This is a genomic window from Viridibacillus sp. FSL R5-0888, assembly GCF_038009105.1.
Classification (GTDB): domain Bacteria; phylum Bacillota; class Bacilli; order Bacillales_A; family Planococcaceae; genus Viridibacillus; species Viridibacillus arenosi.
On sequence record NZ_JBBPAU010000001.1, the window covers coordinates 1,290,140 to 1,307,506 of the forward strand.

16 protein-coding genes are annotated in these 17,367 nt (G+C 38.9%); 12 read left to right on the top strand and 4 right to left on the bottom strand.

Features of this window, described 5'->3' with window-relative positions; translation table 11 throughout:
• The first annotated feature begins 10 nt into the window (after positions 1-10).
• Positions 11-1,315, top strand: a complete 1,305-nt coding sequence (locus MKY02_RS06335; RefSeq protein WP_038186986.1) for an MFS transporter — start codon at positions 11-13, stop codon at positions 1,313-1,315.
• Between the two features lie 317 nt (positions 1,316-1,632).
• Here MKY02_RS06335 and MKY02_RS06340 read toward each other — a convergent pair whose 3' ends face one another.
• Positions 1,633-3,015 (bottom strand): glycine--tRNA ligase, encoded by a 1,383-nt coding sequence (locus MKY02_RS06340; protein WP_038186984.1) that lies wholly within the window; start codon positions 3,013-3,015, stop codon positions 1,633-1,635.
• A gap of 326 nt (positions 3,016-3,341) precedes the next feature.
• On the opposite strand from MKY02_RS06340, the gene MKY02_RS06345 reads away from it, so the two are divergent.
• The 9 genes from MKY02_RS06345 (at position 3,342) to MKY02_RS06385 (ending at position 12,354) form a co-directional block, all read left to right on the top strand.
• The gene (locus MKY02_RS06345; RefSeq protein WP_038186982.1) at positions 3,342-3,980 is read left to right on the top strand and encodes a helix-turn-helix transcriptional regulator; all 639 of its coding nucleotides are present in this window, start codon (positions 3,342-3,344) and stop codon (positions 3,978-3,980) included.
• A gap of 13 nt (positions 3,981-3,993) precedes the next feature.
• A complete protein-coding gene (locus MKY02_RS06350) occupies positions 3,994-4,809 on the top strand; it encodes a pyruvate, water dikinase regulatory protein (protein ID WP_038186979.1) in 816 nt (271 codons plus the stop codon).
• 225 nt (positions 4,810-5,034) lie between these two features.
• On the top strand, positions 5,035-6,849 hold the full coding sequence (gene dnaG, locus MKY02_RS06355; protein ID WP_340710811.1) for a DNA primase: 1,815 nt from the start codon (positions 5,035-5,037) through the stop codon (positions 6,847-6,849).
• Between the two features lie 32 nt (positions 6,850-6,881).
• Positions 6,882-8,015, top strand: a complete 1,134-nt coding sequence (gene rpoD / locus MKY02_RS06360; protein WP_038186973.1) for an RNA polymerase sigma factor RpoD — start codon at positions 6,882-6,884, stop codon at positions 8,013-8,015.
• Positions 8,016-8,106: 91 nt separating this feature from the next.
• Entirely contained in the window at positions 8,107-8,670 is a 564-nt protein-coding gene (locus tag MKY02_RS06365) for a hypothetical protein (protein WP_038186970.1), read from the top strand.
• A gap of 101 nt (positions 8,671-8,771) precedes the next feature.
• Positions 8,772-9,911 carry an acyl-CoA dehydrogenase family protein gene (locus MKY02_RS06370; protein WP_038186966.1) on the top strand — a complete coding sequence of 380 codons (1,140 nt, stop codon included), beginning with the start codon at positions 8,772-8,774 and terminating at the stop codon, positions 9,909-9,911.
• Positions 9,912-10,057: 146 nt separating this feature from the next.
• Positions 10,058-10,429 carry a cytochrome c550 gene (gene cccA, locus MKY02_RS06375; RefSeq protein WP_038186963.1) on the top strand — a complete coding sequence of 124 codons (372 nt, stop codon included), beginning with the start codon at positions 10,058-10,060 and terminating at the stop codon, positions 10,427-10,429.
• A gap of 108 nt (positions 10,430-10,537) precedes the next feature.
• On the top strand, positions 10,538-11,236 hold the full coding sequence (locus MKY02_RS06380; protein ID WP_038186962.1) for a tRNA (adenine(22)-N(1))-methyltransferase: 699 nt from the start codon (positions 10,538-10,540) through the stop codon (positions 11,234-11,236).
• Positions 11,233-12,354 (top strand): Nif3-like dinuclear metal center hexameric protein, encoded by a 1,122-nt coding sequence (locus MKY02_RS06385; protein WP_038186960.1) that lies wholly within the window; start codon positions 11,233-11,235, stop codon positions 12,352-12,354. The genes MKY02_RS06380 and MKY02_RS06385 overlap by 4 nt, the downstream gene beginning before the upstream one ends.
• Positions 12,355-12,898: 544 nt before the next feature.
• On the opposite strand, the gene MKY02_RS06390 is transcribed toward MKY02_RS06385, so the two are convergent.
• On the bottom strand, positions 12,899-13,879 hold the full coding sequence (locus MKY02_RS06390; protein WP_038186957.1) for a 4-hydroxy-3-methylbut-2-enyl diphosphate reductase: 981 nt from the start codon (positions 13,877-13,879) through the stop codon (positions 12,899-12,901).
• Positions 13,880-13,957: 78 nt separating this feature from the next.
• Positions 13,958-14,623: a VrrA/YqfQ family protein gene (gene vrrA, locus MKY02_RS06395; protein WP_051448766.1), complete on the bottom strand. Its 666-nt coding sequence runs from the start codon at positions 14,621-14,623 to the stop codon at positions 13,958-13,960.
• Between the two features lie 175 nt (positions 14,624-14,798).
• On the opposite strand from vrrA, the gene MKY02_RS06400 reads away from it, so the two are divergent.
• Both MKY02_RS06400 and MKY02_RS06405 read left to right on the top strand, forming a co-directional pair.
• Positions 14,799-16,097, top strand: coding sequence for a DEAD/DEAH box helicase (locus tag MKY02_RS06400; protein ID WP_038186954.1), 1,299 nt, complete (start codon positions 14,799-14,801; stop codon positions 16,095-16,097).
• Between the two features lie 18 nt (positions 16,098-16,115).
• Positions 16,116-17,006, top strand: a complete 891-nt coding sequence (locus tag MKY02_RS06405) for a deoxyribonuclease IV (RefSeq protein ID WP_038186952.1) — start codon at positions 16,116-16,118, stop codon at positions 17,004-17,006.
• A gap of 76 nt (positions 17,007-17,082) precedes the next feature.
• Here MKY02_RS06405 and MKY02_RS06410 read toward each other — a convergent pair whose 3' ends face one another.
• Entirely contained in the window at positions 17,083-17,322 is a 240-nt protein-coding gene (locus MKY02_RS06410; RefSeq protein ID WP_038186948.1) for a hypothetical protein, read from the bottom strand.
• Positions 17,323-17,367: the final 45 nt, after the last annotated feature.

The window sequence follows — 17,367 nt, forward strand, 5'->3', positions numbered from 1 at the left end:
GGGTTAGTTTATGAATGCTATTTCACGTATAGAAAAGTCTACTCTTAGAAAAACGATGACTCGAATTTTGCCTTTCATATTGATTTTATACACAATTGCTTATTTAGATAGAGTTAACTTAGGTTTTGCAGCTTTAGAAATGAATGCTGACTTAGCTTTAAGTGCTGAAGTATTCGGATTGCTGTCAGGTATCTTTTTTATAGGATATTTCTTCTTTGAAGTTCCAAGTAATATGATTATGCATAAAGTTGGTGCGAAAGTTTGGATTGCTCGAATTATGATTTCCTGGGGGATTTTAGTAATATTAACTGGTTTTGCTCAGAGTGCTACGCATTTATATATTTTAAGATTCCTATTGGGGGTCGCAGAAGCTGGATTCTTCCCAGGTATTATTTTATACCTGACTTATTGGTTCCGCTCTAGAGAACGCGGTAAAGCAACAGCTGTCTTATTATTAGCATTACCGATTGGTGGTTTAATAGGAGCGCCACTTTCGGCTTGGATTATTGATAATGTTGTTTGGTTTAATCTCCAAGGTTGGCGTTGGATGTTTATTCTTGAGGGGATTCCAGCAATTATTTTAGGTGTGATAGTTGTCTTTTATTTAGTAAATCGACCTAAAGAGGCGAAGTGGTTAACTACCGAGGAGAAGGATTGGCTTGAGGGTGAGTTGAAAGAGGAACGAAGAGCAAGTGAAAAGGTCAACAAAGTATCTAAGAAAGAGATGCTTAAGGACTCTAAAGTTTGGAAGTTAGCATTTTTTTATTTTGCTGGTTATACAGGCATCTATGGTTTGTCTTTCTGGATTCCAACAATAATAAAAAACCTATCAGTTGTAGATACATCTAACATGCAAATCGGTTGGCTTGCAATGATTCCTTCATTAGTAGGAATTCCGGCAATTATTTTTACAGGTTGGAATACGGATCGAACTGATACTTATAAATCACATCTTATCGTATGTTTAATAATTGCAATTTTAGGATTCATAGGATGTGGTTTTGTAACAACACCTTTATCAATGGTTGCTATGCTTACTATTACATCTGCTGGGCTTTATGGATTTACTGGATGTTTCTTTGCTTATATGACATTCTTTTTCACTGAATCAACAGCACCTGTTGGTATTGCACTTGTAAACTCATTTGCGGCTTTAGGTGGCTTCGTTGGCCCAATGATTCTAGGATCTTTAACGTTAACTTCAGGAATGCTTCTCATTGCATTTTTACTTTTTGCAGGCTTATTAACTTTACTTTCTTTAAAACAAGTAAGAGATAATTCAGTTGTTGAAATTGGAGCATTAGAGATAGATTAGAGAATTAGAAAAGACTACTAAAATTAATCTATAAGGGCTGTAGAGCGGGTTTGAATTGCTCCCTATTTAATAACTTTATCCCTATTTTGGGATTAATCAATTTGGTTCTATTAATGGAAGAAACAATATTTCAACTACAAATTACAGAAGTATATATGGTTTGCTTTTTATTATGTAGAAAATTTTATTATTCAATGTTAAATTGCTGACGAGGAACATTTATAAGGGGTATAAAAAGAGCCGTGATAGAATATCCCATCACGACTCTTTTTGGTTTGATAATGTTACTGTTTATTAAGTTCAGTTTAGCTTAGCTGTTAGAACTCAAGATGTTTAGCAATATAAGCTTTAACATCTGCAATCGGCATACGAACTTGTTCCATTGAGTCGCGGTGACGTACTGTTACTTGGCCGTCTTCTACTGAGTCAAAATCGTATGTGATACAGAATGGTGTACCAATTTCATCTTGGCGACGGTAGCGTTTACCGATTGATTGAGATTCGTCATAATCCACTGGGAATTCTTTACGAAGATCAGCCCAAACGTCATTCGCTTGCTCTGCTAATTTTTTTGAAAGTGGTAATACAGCTGCTTTGAAAGGTGCTAAAGCAGGGTGGAAGCGAAGAACTGTACGTTTGTCGTCGTTCTCTAATTCTTCCTCGTCATATGCATCACATAAGAATGCTAGAGTTACACGGTCTGCTCCTAATGATGGTTCGATGCAATATGGTACATAGCGTTCATTTGTAACTGGATCGATATAAGTGAAATCTTCACCTGAATGTTCCATATGACGTTTTAAATCGAAGTCTGTACGAGACGCTACGCCCCAAAGTTCGCCCCAACCGAATGGGAATTGGAATTCGATATCTGTTGTAGCATTTGAGTAGTGAGAAAGTTCATCGTCCGCGTGATCACGTAGGCGCATACTGCTTTCAGACATACTTAAATTTAATAACCAGTTTTTACAGAAGTCTTTCCAGTAAGCATGCCACTCTAATTCAGTACCTGGTTTACAGAAGAATTCAAGTTCCATTTGTTCGAATTCACGTGTACGGAAAGTGAAGTTTCCTGGAGTGATTTCGTTACGGAAAGATTTACCAACCTGTGCGATACCGAATGGTGTACGTTTACGCATTGAACGTTGAACGTTTTTGAAATTCACGAAAATACCTTGTGCTGTTTCAGGACGTAGGAAAATTTCATTTGTTGAAGATTCCGTTACGCCTTGGAAAGTTTTGAACATTAAGTTGAATTGGCGGATTTCTGTGAAATCTTGTTCGCCGCAATCTGGGCATTTTACGTCATATTCACTCATAACTTCAGCCATTTTATCTAATGGTAAACCATCTACGATAATTTCTTGACCTTGTGCTAATGCTGCATCTTCGATTAATTTATCTGCACGATGGCGTGATTTACATTTTTTACAGTCAACCATTGGGTCATTGAAGTTACCGACGTGACCAGATGCTACCCAAGTTTTTGGATTCATTAGAATAGCTGCATCAAGACCAACATTATATTGTGATTCTTGAACGAACTTTTTCCACCATGCTTTTTTTACGTTGTTTTTTAGTTCTACACCAAGTGGGCCGTAATCCCAAGTGTTTGCTAAACCTCCGTAGATTTCAGATCCTGGGAATACGAATCCACGATGTTTTGCTAAGCTAACGATATTTTCCATTGATTTTGCCATGAAAATCCCTCCAAAAAGTAATTGAAAATAAGAAAGCACCCGTCTCCGGGCACTAATGCCCGGGGACGAGTGCGTAATGACCCGCGGTTCCACCCCGATTGACTAAGAACAAACTTAGTCCTCTTTGAAAAAAATAGCTCCCGGTTGCCGTTTCTCATTTCCTGTAGGCTTTCACTTTCCCCACTCGCTATGTTTTGAAATGATACTTATTTTCCGTTCATCGCCTATATGATTTGAACACATTGTAACACGCGTTTCTTTTCTTAGCAATATACAGTGAAATAGTATATAATTATTAAGTATTGAGTATAACACTTTTTGAGGCGGTGAGTCCAATAGAACTCAACAAACGTCAGGAAGAGATCTTAGAAATTGTTAAAGGAAATGGCCCTATAACGGGGGAACAAATTGCTGAGCGTCTTTCACTGACTAGAGCAACACTAAGACCAGATCTAGCCATACTTACAATGGCAGGTTATTTAGATGCTAGACCACGTGTGGGTTATTTTTATTCTGGTAAAAAGACAGGTCAAGCTGTTATAGATAGCATGATGAATATGAAAGTGAAAGATTTTCAATCAATTCCGGTTGTGGTATCTGAGAATATATCAGTATATGATGCCATCTGTCAGATGTTTCTAGAAGACGTTGGAACTCTTTTTGTTGTAGACAAAAACGCATACTTGACAGGTGTCCTATCAAGGAAAGATTTGCTTCGCACAAGTATTGGAAATCAGGACTTAAATCACATCCCAGTGCATATTATAATGACTAGAATGCCTAATATTGCATTCTGTATGAAGACAGACGGATTGATTCAAGCAGCCCAAAAGCTTATTGAAAGACAAATTGATGCGCTACCTGTCGTCCTTGAACATCCTGATGGCTACGAAGTCATAGGTCGGCTAACAAAAACAAATATTACGCGGGCATTTTTATCGCTTGCGGATAACCATGATTTGTGAGGTGATGCATTCAATGAATAAATTAGCCGTATTTATCGTTTCTGATTCAGTTGGAGAGACAGGAGAACTTGTCACGAAAGCTGCAATCAGTCAGTTTAGACCAGGAATGCAAGATACATTTTTGAAGCGTTTCCCTCATGTGGAGAGTTTGGAACAGTTAAATGAGATCGTTCATTTAGCTACTGAACAAGGTGCTATAATCGTCTATACACTAGTAAAAGAAGAAATGCGTTCTTATATACAACACTTAAGTGATAACATGATTGTTCCAGCTATTGATTTGATGGGACCACTAATGGGGAAATTGGAAGAAACTTTAAAAATAGAGCCTGTAGAAGAGCCTGGGTTAGTAAGAAAATTAGATGATGATTATTTTAAAAAGATTGAAGCAATTGAATTTGCAGTTAAATACGATGATGGTCGCGACCCTAGAGGCTTATTACTAGCAGATATAGTGTTAGTAGGAGTTTCACGTACTTCAAAAACACCATTATCGCAATATTTAGCGCATAAGCGTTATAAGGTTGCAAACGTACCACTTGTTCCCGAGGTGGAACCACCAGAAGAATTATTTTTAGTGGATTCTCAAAAATGCTTTGGGCTTGTAATTTCACCTGAAAAGTTGAATAATATAAGAAAAGAGCGTTTGATTGCACTTGGATTAAACGACGGTGCGAATTACGCGAAACTTGATCGAATCAATGAAGAAATTGTACATTTCCGAAAAGTTGTCGATCGCATCGGTTGTCATGTCATTGATGTGACGAATCGTGCAGTGGAAGAAACTGCAAATGATATACTGCATCGTATTCAATTATCAAAACAATGAGATAAGTATGCTAACCGCCCCGTTCCTGGGGAGGTTTTTTTGTGTGTTTTATAAAAAAGTGATAGATTTTTCAGACAAAATGTTTTATAATAAAAAATTGTGGTAAAAATGTATATAAGCATTTTTACCTTTCCATAATAAAATATAAATTTTTATGTCGAAATATGCAGGACTTTTAAATGATTATCTCGAATTCAGTTATTAGCAAGTAAAGATGGTGATGGAATGGCTCAAAGAATACCTGAAGAAATTATTGAACAAATTCGTTCTCAGGCAGATATAGTTGATGTCATCAATGATTATGTTCAATTGACGAAGCGAGGCAGAAACTGGTTTGGTTTATGTCCGTTTCATGGTGAATCGACACCTTCTTTTTCTGTATCTACAGATAAACAAATATTCCATTGCTTTGGTTGCGGAGCTGGAGGGAACGCTATTACATTCTTGATGGATATCGATCATATTCCATTCCAAGAGGCGGTTGCTAAGTTAGGTGATCGTGTGGGCGTTCATGTAGAGGTATCAACTTCTGAAGAACAAACGCACCCTATTTCTAAAGAAGAAGGGCGGATGAAAGAAGCTCATGCTTTTGCGGCTGAGTATTATCAGCACCTCCTCCTTAATACGGAGGAAGGAGAAAAAGCTCTTATATATTTGCAACAAAGAGGATTTACGAAGGAACTTATCGAATCTTATGGCATTGGCTGGTCCTTACCCCATTGGGATTCACTGACTCAACTGTTAAAACGAAAAGGTTTCGAATTAGCAGAAATGGAACAATGTGGACTCATTATTCAAAAGGAAGATGGCTCTGGATGGTTTGACCGCTTTCGGGAAAGAATAATGTTTCCAATCAAAGATGAAGGTGGGAGAATAATTGCTTTCTCAGGTCGGATAATTGACAATACTGGAGAAGACGCTAAGTATTTGAATAGTCCAGAATCACCAATTTTCCATAAAGGGCAAGTCCTCTATAATTTGGATCAAGCTCGACCGGTTATTCGTAAAGAGAGAAAGATTGTATTATTTGAAGGTTTTATGGATGTTCTGTCAGGTAAAAAGGCAAATGTTCATAATTCTGTTGCTACAATGGGAACAGCACTTACGATGCAACATTTGAACAAGATAAAACGTCTAGCTGAACGTATCATTGTTTGTTATGACGGAGATAAAGCCGGCTGGGAGGCTGCAAAGCGAGCTGCGGAAATGTTACACGCAGAAAAGATGAAAGTAGATGTTGCAGTACTCCCAACAGGACTTGATCCGGATGACTATATAAAGCAGTTTGGAGAAGAATCTTTTAAAGCTAAGATTATTGAAGAACCACACAGTTATATAGCATTTATGCTGATGTTTGCACGCAGAAACAAAAACTTCCAATTTAATAATGATATATTGCAGTATGTGGATGAAGCCTTGAACTATTTAGTTGGAGGAATATCACCAATCGAGAAGGAATTATATATAAAGCAAATATCAACAGAAACAAGTATTTCAGAAGACACGCTAAATATGCAACTGCGCCAAAAGGAAGGACAGCTTGCTCAAAACTCAAAAAGTCAAGAGCAACAACAGTCTCCTGCGCCGCAAATGAGGCTCCCTAAAAAGAAGATCACAGCGATAGATCGTGCTGAAAGATTACTTCTAGCACACATGTTACATAACATTGACGTTGTTGATCGTGTACGTTTAGCGGAGCAAGAACCATTTGTTAGAGATGACTATTTAGCGGTCTATGTACATCTCATAGGTTTCTATGAAAACCACCAGAAAGCAGATTATCAGCGATTCGCTGAAGTTCTAGAAGATAGTGAATTACGAAAAATTGCAATGGAAGCAGCTTTAGCAGATCGTGATCCTGAGCATCTCGAAGAAGAGATCTCGGATTGCTTGAAACAAGTTCAAAAGTATAAAATTGAGCAGCAAATTCAAGATAAGAATCACGCATTAAAAGAAGCGGAGAAAATGCATGATTTCGGAAGTGCATTAAAGCTTTCACAAGAAGTAATTGATTTAAGAAAATCGTTATCGGCAATGTGATGCGGATTCGGTTGTTGAAGGAGGAAACACCTATGGCAGACAAGTCTAAAAATATTAAACCAGTAGTTGAACATGAACACACTCTAGAAGAAGCAAAAAAACTTTTAGTAGATTCAGGTAAAAAGAATGGTGAATTAACTTACCTAGAGATTGCAGATAAACTACAATCCTACGAAATGGAAGCAGACCAAGTAGAAGAATTTATCGAGCAATTAGAATCGAAAGGTATTGAGCTTGGTGGAAAAGACGGTGATGAGGAAAATCTTGATCGTCTATTAAAAGGTAGTGCAGCTGAAGAGACGTTTGACTTAAATGATTTAAGCGTACCTCCAGGTGTTAAAATTAATGACCCTGTAAGAATGTACCTAAAAGAAATTGGTCGCGTAGATTTATTAAGTGCAAAAGAAGAAATTGCACTTGCTGAACGCATCGAGCAAGGTGATGACGAAGCGCGTAAGAGATTAGCAGAAGCCAACTTACGACTTGTAGTAAGTATCGCGAAACGTTATGTTGGTCGTGGTATGCTATTCCTTGATTTAATCCAAGAAGGTAATATGGGGCTTATTAAAGCAGTTGAAAAATTTGACTATCGCAAAGGATTCAAATTTAGTACGTATGCAACTTGGTGGATTCGCCAAGCCATTACACGTGCGATTGCTGACCAAGCGAGAACAATCCGTATTCCTGTACACATGGTTGAAACAATTAATAAACTAATCCGTGTACAACGTCAACTTTTACAAGATTTAGGTCGTGAACCATCTCCTGAAGAAATCGGAGAAGAAATGGACTTAACTCCTGAAAAAGTTCGTGAAATCTTAAAAATAGCACAAGAGCCAGTTTCTCTAGAAACGCCAATTGGTGAAGAAGATGATTCACACTTAGGAGACTTTATCGAAGACTCAGAAGCACAATCACCATCTGATCATGCAGCGTATGAGCTACTAAAAGAACAATTAGAAGATGTACTTGATACATTAACTGATCGTGAAGAAAATGTGTTACGTTTGCGTTTTGGTTTAGATGACGGACGTACGCGTACACTGGAAGAAGTAGGGAAAGTATTTGGCGTTACACGTGAGCGTATTCGTCAAATCGAGGCGAAAGCACTAAGAAAATTGCGCCATCCATCTCGTAGCAAACGTTTAAAAGACTTTTTAGAATAGTCCTTAAGGCACTCCTTTACAGGGGTGCCTTTTTTATATAAATAAGGTAAAATTATGGATGAAATTGGTTTTTTAGTTGGGGGACTACTAGATGAAGAATCAACGAAAAGAAACAATCCTAAATGAAATCTTATTTTGGAAGGAAAACAACTTATTACCAGCGCATTATTGTGATTTTTTATCCACTTTATATGCAGAAGGGGAGGAGTTAGCTACTACCGAACTCGAAATTAGCTCGAAAAATGCTATTCTTTCAAAAGAGCGCTCAAAAAAACTATGGATAATGGCATTATTAGGTGTGAGTACAATCTCCCTACTCGTATTTTTATTTTTAATAAGCGTGAAATTTGTCGTTTTTCCTATTATTATCGTATCTATTACAATCATTAGTTTACTATTCTACGTCTTTAAGTTTGCAACGCAAAAAGATATTTTAACCACACTTGCATATACTGCGGCTGCCCTTCTATTACTCGGAATCTCAGTCAGAGTTATTGAAGTCTATTTACCTGATAGTCCACTAGCGATGCATATTGTAATTATAGCGAATTGTTTTTTATGGCTAGTTTCGGGTATATGGATGAAACTAATCTACTTTATGATTTCAGGAGCAGGTGGATTATTAATTATTTTCACATACATACTTTTCTTCTAATATTTTCATATTTTCTCGTTAAATGCGTTTTATTCTATGAATATACAATTTGTTTCTGTATAATCTAATGTGTAAGCGTATTCACAAAGGGGAGTGATTGTATGAATTTTGATCTTACATCAGAACAGCAAATGATTCGCAAAACAATGAAGGAGTTTGCTGATGAAGTAGTAGCACCAGGAGCAATTGAACGCGATCGCACGAAAGCTTTTCCAAAGGAGATTTTCAAACAGCTTGCTGACATGGGGATGATGGGCTTGCCGTTTGAAGAAGAGTACGGCGGAGCAGGAGCAGACACAACGAGTTTTGCCATTGTGACTGAAGAATTGAGCCGAGCATGTGCCTCTACAGGTATTACATATTCCGCTCATATTTCACTTGGGGGAGCTCCACTGCACTTATTTGGTACTAAAGAGCAAAAGGAAAAATATTTAACACCTATTTGTACTGGTGAATCATTCGGGGCATTCGGATTAACAGAACCAAACGCTGGATCTGATGCTGGGGGTACCGAAACACAAGCAAAAGAAGATGGGCAAGATTTCGTTATTAATGGTAGCAAAGTGTATATTACCAATGCTAGCTATGCCAAACATCTAGCATTAACAGCTATTACAGATATAAAAGATGGAAAAAAAGAAATTAGCGCCATAATTGTTCCTACAGATGCGGAAGGTTTTACCGTTTTAGATCGTTACGAAAAAATGGGCTTAAATGCATCTAATACAACAGAACTAATTCTTGAAAATGTACGTGTGCCACAAGAGAATTTACTTGGTAAAAAGGGAAATGGTTTCCGTCAATTCCTTGTCACTCTAGATGGTGGACGAATTGGTATTGCAGCTATGGCGGTCGGTATTGCACAGGCTGCTTTCGAGCGAGCGCTCAGTTACTCAAAAGAACGCAAGCAATTCGGCCAAACATTATCATCTTTCCAAGTAACACAATTTAAATTAGCAGATATGGCAATGAAAATAGAATTGGCAAGAAATATGGTATACAAAGCATCATGGTTAAAAGACGAAGGCAAGCCTTTTACAAAAGAGGCAGCAATGGCAAAATTATATGCGTCAGAAATTGCTATGGAAATTGCTGATCAAGCCATTCAAATTCACGGCGGCTACGGTTACATGAAAGAATATGAAGTGGAGCGCTATATGAGGGATGCAAAATTGCTAGAAATTGGAGAAGGAACCTCTGAAGTACAAAGAATGGTAATTGCTCGTCAAATTGGATGTTAATGTGACGAATATGGCAAATTAGACACATTCCGCCGAAAAACTCCCCAATAAGTCTTTTCGTTTTCAATAGAATGAAGTACAATATTAAGTGTTGACTGATTCTATTTATTTAGAAATAAGACTGAACTTATGAGGAGGGTTAATTGATGAAAAAGAATCCGATTATTCCGTATATCCTAATTATGGCTTTTGGTATCGGTTTGATTTTCTTCATGTCTCTTGATGGAGCAGACAAAAAAGAAGAAATCGCAAAAGGCGATGAAACTAAAACTGAAGAATCTGCTAAAGGTGAAGAAGCAGCAGGTGAATTTGATCCTGAAGCATTCGCTGCTAGTAAATGTATCTCTTGCCACGGTGAAAACCTAGAAGGCAGCATGGGACCAAACCTACACGGTACAGGTTTATCAGCTGATGAGGCTAAAGATATTCTTCAAAATGGTAAAGGCGGCATGCCTGGTGGTTTAGTACCAGCAGATAACCTTGACGCTATGGCTAAATATATCGCTGATTTGAAATAATTAAATCACTATATATGCATGAGCCCTTATTCTCCTTAGAGGATAAGGGTTTTTCTATGCAAAAAAGTATATTTTCGATACAATACAAAATGAAAGGAGGCTTCTGCCATGAATGCACAAAAACTATCAAAACGACTAGAAACCGTTGCGAAATTCGTTCCACAAGACGCTATTGTCGCAGATATTGGGAGTGATCATGCTTATTTACCTTGCTATCTCGTACATAACAATATCGCAAAGAGCGCTATTGCTGGCGAAGTAGTAAAGGGGCCTTATGATTCAGCATGCCACGAAGTCCAAAAAGAACAACTAACAAATAAAATTACTGTAAGACTTGCAGACGGCCTTGCAGCTATCCAACCAGGGGACGAGGTTACTGCCATTACAATTGCAGGTATGGGTGGACCACTAATCACGTCTATTTTAGAAAAGCATCCCTTAGCATTAGAAGGTGTCGAGCGCCTAATTCTACAGCCAAATATACATGCAAAAGTCATCCGTGAATGGGCATTACAAAATAGTTGGAAAATTATCGATGAGGTTATCCTATTAGAGGATGAGAAAATTTATGAAATCCTTGTACTAGAACGAGGAGAGATGAATTTAAGTGAACTTGAAAAGTTATTAGGTCCAGTATTGAAACAACAACACTCTGATGTATTCCATAGTAAATGGACAAGAGAAGTTGAACAATGGGGACACGTACGCGAAGCCTTACAAAAAGCTGAGCAAACACCCGAAATATTAGCAAAATCAGATGAGCTAGCAAATTTGATTGAAGCAGTTGGGGAGGTACTGAAGCGATGAAAAAAACCAATGGACAAGAAATCATTCAGCTGTTCGAAAGTTGGTCTCCAAAAAAATTAGCTGCAATGGACAATGATCCAATCGGTCTTCACGTCGGTAACCTAAACAAACCTGTCACAAAAGTATTAGTGACACTTGATGTCAACGATGTAGTTGTAGATGAAGCTATTGCAGCTGGTTGTGAACTGATCATCGCCCATCACCCACCTATTTTCCGAAAGCTCTCAACTCTCCGAACAGACACACCACAAGGAAAGCTTTTCGAAAAATTAATCAAAAATGATATTGCAGTTTATGCTGCCCACACGAATTTGGATGTCGCTGAAGGCGGTGTAAACGATTTACTTGCTGAAGCGCTATGCTTACAAAATTATGAGGTACTAGTACCAACGTATAGTGAAGAAATGTTTAAACTAGCAGTCTTTGTGCCAGTTGATCAAGCAGACCAACTACGCGAAGCACTTGCTAAAGCTGGTGCAGGACAAATTGGAAACTACGACTCATGTAGCTACACAATGCAAGGAGAAGGACGTTTCCGAGCACTTGCAGGAGCAACACCTTTCACGGGTGAAGTAGGCGAACTACACGTCGAACAAGAAGTGAAAGTCGAAGTCGTTGTGCCTAAGTCTATCAAAAGCAAAGTACTACGTGCGATGCTCAACAGCCATCCATATGAAGAACCAGCGTATGATATCATTCCACTAGAGACAGCAGCAAAAGAAATGGGACTTGGTCGTATAGGTAAACTACCATCATCGATGTCACTTAAACAATTTGCTGAGCATGTGAAAGTATCCTTACAAGTTCCTGCTGTTCGAGTAGTAGGAGACCTTACTTCAACTGTTTCGAAAATTGCCGTACTAGGTGGAGATGGTAACAAATACATCCATACAGCTAAACGTGCTGGAGCAGATGTTTATGTAACGGGTGACATGTACTTCCACGTCGCACAAGATGCAGAAGCAATAGGGCTTCAAATAGTAGATCCCGGTCATCATGTCGAAAGCGTTATGAAGGTAGGCGTAGCCAATAAAATGCAAAACCTATGCCAACTACAAAAACTAAACTGTGAATTTATCCCTTCTAAAATCTCGACAGAACCATTCCAATTCGTTTGATTTTAGTTGCAAAATGAATTGTAACTCCTGCCAAAAGTAAATTTGGCAGGGGTTTTTTGTGAGATTAAAAGGGGAGAGTAGAGTTGAAATTTGCCTTAGAAGTGCCTAAGAGGACACGAGTATGGCCAAAGATTCCGTGAGTAGTGCCAAAGCCGAAGTGAGTAGGGCCAAAGCCCGCGAATAGCGCCAAAAATCGCGTTAGTAGGGCTAAAGCTCTCGTGAGTAGAGCCAAAGCCGAAGTGAGTAGGGCCAAAGCCCGCGAGTAGCGCCAAAAACCGCGTGAGTAGGGCTAAAGCTTTCGAGTAGCGCCAAAAGCCACGCGAGTAGGGCCAAAGCCCGCGAGTAGCGCCAAAAGCCGCGTGAGTAGGGCTAAAGCTTTCGTGAGTAGAGCCAAAGCCAACGCGAGCAGCGCCAAAGCCCGCGTGAGTAGAGCCAAAGCCAACGCAAGCAGCGCCAAAGTCGCATGAGTAACACTCTCACACTACAACGCACCCAATAAAAAAAGCCCCTGATGCAATCTTTCAACATCAGGGGCTTATCAATTTTATTTCGAAGCCGGGTATGGATCGATTTTGACAACCGGCTTTGGCGTTTTAATTTTAGGTAAGATTTTATCAATTGTGACAGAGCGTTCCATATTATGAGTCTCTGGATCCGCAGGGTCGTATTGGTCTAAAAACTTGATTACTTCTTTAACAATTGGTGTTGGTGTAGAGGCACCAGCTGTGACACCAACAGTATTAACACCTTCTAACCATTCTAATTTCAATTCAGAAAGATCTGCGATACGATATGATCTTGTATGCGCAATTTCTTCAGAAACTTGAGTTAGACGGTTAGAGTTATTACTTTTTGGATCTCCAACAACAATTAATAAATCTGTTGCACCAGCTTGCTTAGCGACAGCTTCTTGGCGAACTTGAGTTGCTAGACAAATTTCTTTGTGCACTTCGATATTTGGGAATTTTTCTTCCAAACGTTTCATTAAATGCGCAACATCCCATTGACTCATTGTCGTTTGGTTCGTTACAAGTAATTTTTCGCGATTTAATTGTAATTGTTCGATATCTTCAATAGATTGCACTAAATGTACATGATCAGGAGCAACACCAATGGCACCTTCTGGCTCTGGATGTCCTTTTTTCCCAATATAAATAATGTCATAGCCTTCTTGTGATTTTTCGGCTATTAAGTCATGGGTTACAGTTACGTCAGGGCATGTAGCATCAATTGACACTAAGCCTTTTTGACGTGCAATTTCACGAATTTCGGGCGATACGCCGTGAGCTGTGAAAATGACTGTTCCTTTATCGACTTTTTCTAAAATATCTTTACGGTTTTCACCATCAAGAGTAATAATTCCATCTTGTTCAAATGCGTCCGTTACATGTTTATTATGAACGATCATTCCGAGAATATAGATAGGTCTAGGTAATGTTTTGTCTAATGCAGCGTTGCGCGCGATGACCATGGCATCAACAACACCATAGCAATATCCTCGTGGCGTGATTTTAGTTACTTGCATGATCCGAACTCCCTTCATTGCTCGTTAAATACCATTATAACGGACAGCCCACCTTAATACAAAGAATCGGTTACGATTTTACTGTATAAATGGTGGTTGGAATATTCGAGGTGTCGAAGGTCTAGGTGTGGTAGGGATTGATGTTCTTGGTTCTGGCGTATCATTATCAAAATCTAAGTCACTATCAGAAGAGCGTGACTCCTGGCGAGTGGTAGCTCCTCCTGTATTATCCCGAGCTCCGGCCCCATCAGATGAAGGGATTGATTTAAAACCTTTGTATAATCTATAAAGTGCAGGTAAGTTTTGGAACATTGGCGACATTTGCTTGAAAATTGGAGTGAATTGTTGTGCGGTGGACATAAATTTGTCAGCAGTTGCCAAATATTGATCCATCCTCGCCAAACCGCCAACAGCTCCAGCGGCGTTTGCAACACCAGCAGCCCCAGGACCAGCAGCAGCAGCGGCCCTACCAAACATACCAGCAGCTCCAGGTCCAGCAGATGCCGCAGCTCTACCGAACATGCCAGCAGCCCCAGGACCAGCAGATGCCGCAGCTCTACCGAACATGTCAGCAGCCCCAGGACCAGCAGATGCCGCAGCCCTACCGAACATACCAGCAGCGCTAGGCCCAGCTGCAGCAGCACCCCCACCAAACATGTTAGCAGCGCCCTGGGCTACGCCACCTAATGCACCCCCAGATTGCGATAAACCTTGCGCAAATGGATAAAATGATGAATAGCGCATTAATGATCTCCTTTCTCCTTGAAATTTGCACATTTTTGTCAAGAACCACCATTATTTTATAAAATAATGGTCACCTTGAATTGACGTACGTACTATTAATAGATATCATATGCAAATGGTCTACTAAATGTACGAATCATGTTACAATAAGGTAAGTAAGTTAGGAGGGACAATTATGTCCAAATATACAGATTACAATTTTCAACCTTTTTTGCAAGATGCAATTAAGAAATTAGGTTTCACAGAACCAACGCCTATCCAAAAGGAAATAATTCCTTTGGTGTTAAAAGGAAAGAGTGCTATCGGTCAAGCGCATACAGGTACGGGGAAAACACATAGTTTCCTTATTCCAATCGTAGAGCGAATCCGTGCAGATAAAGAGGAAGTGCAAGCGGTAATTGCTGCACCAACTCGTGAACTTGCAACACAAATTTATGCAGAGTTGCAAAAACTAATCGAAGAAACATCGATCCAAGCCAAATTGTTCATCGGGGGTACAGACAAACAACGCTCAATCGATAAACTAAAAACACAACCGCAAATTGTTGTCGGTACACCAGGACGAATCCGTGATTTAGTTGATGAAAAAGCTTTGTTATTATATACGGCGCCAATGCTTGTGGTAGATGAAGCAGACCTTGCATTCGACATGGGCTTCATCGAGGATATCGATAAATTTGCTTCTCAAATGCCCGAAACACTTGAAATGTTCGTATTCTCAGCAACAGTTCCTGAGAAATTACAACCATTCTTGAAAAAATATATGTCTTCACCGGTCCATATTAAAATGGATGATAAACGACCAGTAGCGGATAATTTAGATTTCTATTTAGTATCAACTCGTAGTAAATCAAAAAACAGTCGTTTACTTGAAGTGATGAAAACAATCAACCCTTATTTAGCTATTATATTCACTAACACGCGTTCACAAGCGAATTATGTTGCTGATTTCTTAGCAAATAATGGCGTCAAAGCAGGACGTATTCACGGTGACCTATCTCCACGTGATCGTAAAAAAGTGATGAAACAAGTACGTGACTTGGAATTCCAATACATCGTTGCAACAGACCTTGCTGCACGTGGAATCGATATTCCGGGAGTCAGCCATGTTATTAACTACGAATTACCTTCGGATTTAGAATTCTTCATTCACCGTGTAGGACGTACAGCTCGTGCTGGGAACAAAGGGACATCTATCACAATATTCGAACCTTCAGAAGAAGATGCAATCGTACGCGTTGAGAAAATGGGTATTCCATTCCAACCAAAAGACATTAAAAACGGTGAACTAATCGACATGAAAGAACGTAATGCACGTCAAAACCGTGAGAAAAAAGAAAACGAAATTGACAAAAAAGCGAAATCTCTTGTCCGTAAACCTAAGAAGGTTAAACCTGGCTATAAACGTAATATGAAATGGGAAATGGATAAAGTTAAAAAACGTGAACGTCGTTTAAAAAACCGTCAGAAATAGTTAGGAGGACCTCAGACCATGCTTATTGGCTCACACGTATCTATGAGCGGCAAAAAAATGCTGCTAGCTTCAAGTGAAGAAGCAGCATCCTACGGGGCATCCACTTTCATGATCTATACAGGTGCTCCTCAAAACACACGCAGAAAACCAATTGAAGAGTTGAATATTGACGCAGGATTATTGCATATGAAGGAGCATGGTCTATCTAATATTGTTGTCCATGCACCGTATATTATTAATATTGCCAATACAACAAAACCTGAAGTATTTGCACTTGGTGTCGACTTCTTACAAAAAGAGATTGAAAGAACAGCAGCAATCGGTGCAAAACAAATTGTTTTACACCCAGGTGCTCATGTTGGTGCAGGAACTGAAGTTGGTATAGCGAGAATCATTGAAGGTCTTAATGAAGTACTTTCACAAGATTATCCAGTACAAATCGCTCTTGAAACGATGGCTGGTAAAGGTTCTGAATGTGGTCGTACTTTTGAAGAGCTTGCTCAGATTTTCGATGGTGTAAAAAACAACGAACGTCTATCTGTATGCTTTGACACTTGTCATACACATGATGCAGGCTATGATATCATCAATGATTTTGATGGAGTTCTAGAAAACTTTGATAAAACGATTGGTATCGATCGTATCAAGGTGCTTCATATCAATGATAGTAAAAATGTTTGTGGTGCAGCGAAGGACCGTCACGAAAATATTGGCTTTGGTCATATTGGCTTTGATGCACTAAATCGTATTGTCCATCATGAAGCATTCCAGAATGTACCTAAAATTTTAGAAACACCATTTGTTGGTACAGATGCAAAAAATAAAAAAGCACCATACAAATATGAAATAGAAATGTTCCGTAACCAAACTTTTATGCCTGAGAAAATCGATGCATTAAGAGGGGAATAATTTCGAATGCTTAAGACTTCTCGCCTAAAAAGGTGAGAAGCCTTTTTTTTGCAGTTATCTTGAAGTTGTTAAAAATTTAGCGACCAAACTGTTTTAATAAATCTGCTGTTTTCTGTTTGCCAATGGCTTTTTCAATATCCCTCATTACTTGATCAGGTATCCCCATTAGCACCCATTGAATGGAAAAGGACGATAATAGTGGGCGCAACTTTTGAATTTCTTTTTTCGATAATGGAATCTTGTAATTTTTTGCATAGAGGGCGAGCTCCTCATCCGATTTGCCTTGGAATTCCTGTATTATTGACATATAATCCATACTTCCACCCCTTCAAGTATTCATTCTTTACAAAGTTCTATCTTT